Consider the following 2454-nt stretch of genomic DNA (forward strand, 5'->3'; position numbering starts at 1 on the left):
CTGTCCGGGGTGTAGTTGCTGCTGTAGGGACTCGATCCCGGCAGCGTCGAGTGTTCCGCGGTGAATCTGACAGGCCCAGTCGAAATCTTCTGTAGACCAGCCGATCTGATATCCGTAAGTCTTGGTTCTCCACGGCTGGTTCGATCGTGGCCGCCGGGTGATCCATCCCGCATTATCACCGAGTTGCGCTGCGAATGCGCCGGATTCGGGTTCGATCGAGTGAACGAMGCGTGGAGTCAGGTCCGTCAGCAGGGGCACCCCGATGGGTTCGGCGGTGATCTCMTCGCGGAACCAGCGTATCGATTCCTGCCGCGGTGTAGTTGGCGGTCCGCCGCGGCCGGCGAGGGTCCTGGATTCGGCGTCGGTGATGACCGGACCGTCCCAGGTGAACAGGGGGAGTTCGAGGCACTCCCCCACGAGGAGGTCGGTGTATGCGGCGCCGTCGACACCATTGCCGGAGTGTTGGGCAAGAACTGCACCGGTTTCGGCGTCGACGACAAGCCGCAGCGACGGCTTCGGCAGATTCCGGCTCTCACGTGGGGCGAGATCCACCGACCAGCATCGACGGCCGAGGAACTCGACGTCTGTCACCGGCCCTGTCGGGCGTGAATGATCGTTGCCGACCCAATGCTCAACGCGCGGGGTGATCGAGAGGTGTCGGCCCGCGCCGGGCGAGTGCACCTGACGGAGTTCGGTGCAGCGCGGATGGTCTGGGTCGGCGGTGAAGTCCCAAGCGGTGGTGCCGTCGCTGACGAACATCACCTGCCCGTCGAGTGACTCGATCCTCGACCGGCGTCCCCATCGATACAGATGCACGCCAGGGAGACGGACGGGAAGAAACACAGGTTCTTCACCGTAGCTGCCGTAGTAGTAGTGAAACGGTTCGTCGGAATTGCGGTACGGGACCACGACCCCGTGGACCGGTTGCCGCGGGCCATCGGCCATGGTCACCAACATCTGGACCCATTCGGTCATCACTGCCTCCACTACATATTCGGGTGTCGGGCGTCTTCGTCCCAGGTCAACGCGTCTCCCACCGGTCATTTCGGTGAGCTTTCCGGCTCGATCGCCTCCGCTGCTCAGCTCAGACATGCAGGACTCCCGCGATGGCTTCGGAGACCGGCGGGTAGGCGCGGGTGTCGGCTTGTTCCCCCAGCTCTGCCGAGGCGTAGGACAGGAGATTGTCGAGTCGGTTGCCTTGCTCGTCGTAGAGATTGAGACGAGCTGTCAACACCAGTCCCGGGTAGTCACGATGCCGGAATCGAACATGGATCCGGCCGCTCGGCCACTGTCCGACGTACGTGGCGCTCACCTGATCGACTTTGTCCGAAAACCGCATTCGGTCGAGACCGCGCAGGCAATACTTGACGTAGCTGTGGTGGTCGAGTGGCTCGGGCCCGACAGGCCAGCACCGATCGGTGATGTCGATGCCGCCGGTGATCAGCGAATGGATCCCGCCATCGACCCCGGTGGAAAGTACCGACCGGCCGACGGCAGGACGGGTAGCGGTCCTCGCGACCAACCACAGCCTCCCGGCCCCTGCTACCCCGTGTGCGACATCCATCCCAGGCAGCATCAAGGTCGACACCGGCGACGAAGCCTCACCACGGTAGGCCCGCACGGTTGTGGCGCCACGCGTAATGGGGTCTTTGCCCCAGTACCAGCGCACGTTGCCATCGAACGCGCGCTTACGGCGATGGTTTTCGTTGTACGACACATCCGCATACTCGCTGGTGTACCCAACCTGCCGATCTTCCGCGCACAGGTAGGTGTCGCGGTCGATGCGCAGCGGGGCCAGATCATGCAGAGGTATCTGCAATATCGATGAGCTGTAACGCAACTCGAACCCTGCCCGCTTTCCTCCSGYGCCGTCCACGCGCGGCACCCGTTCCCACGAATCGTGTTCGACACCGAGATAGAGCGASSATTCGTCGARYTCGRCYGACAMGATCGACGCGGCATCCACTTCGACATGACGCATCCCGCCACCCAGCTTGCTCACCAGCAGCGCCGGCTTCCGCCGCAGCGTCCGTGGCGGAATATCCGGCGAGGGTGCGATGTCGTTGTTCCTGCGTGTAGTCGTCATGCACCAGGCGCCGGAGCGTCCCGCGCCGATCAGATGGCGCCCTTCGGCGTATTCCGAACGGTCGATGCCGTCGRTRCCGATGTGAACCAAAGGGCCGTCGCGGTGATTCTGTATCCACACCCCGGACTCGTCCGCCGCGATCTGTACTGGGCCGGAGCCCGGTGGTGCGGGAGGAAGATCAGTCCACGCCACCAACCCCGCCAACGATTCTGTGTGCGGATCAATCAGTGCCGCAACGGGTTGACGCTCGTCAACCACCCACAGGTGAGCAGCGGCGAAGAAGACATATCGAGGGCGCAGGAACCTGCGCCCGAGGTCGGCGCTCACGCGCCTTTCAGCAGAGTCATGACATCGACGGTACCAGCGAA

Annotated in this window: 2 protein-coding genes; both read right to left on the reverse strand. The window is 63.6% G+C overall.

The genetic code is table 11. The features are described 5' to 3' along the window. On the reverse strand, positions 1-1092 hold a 1092-nt coding region (locus tag AC1DVN_RS30765; protein ID WP_477994819.1), incomplete at its 3' end, for a hypothetical protein. After that, on the reverse strand, positions 1085-2454 hold a 1370-nt coding region (locus tag AC1DVN_RS30770), incomplete at its 5' end, for a hypothetical protein (protein WP_477994821.1). The genes AC1DVN_RS30765 and AC1DVN_RS30770, both read right to left, overlap by 8 nt.

This window comes from Rhodococcus sp. P4_E4 (genome assembly GCF_056401575.1).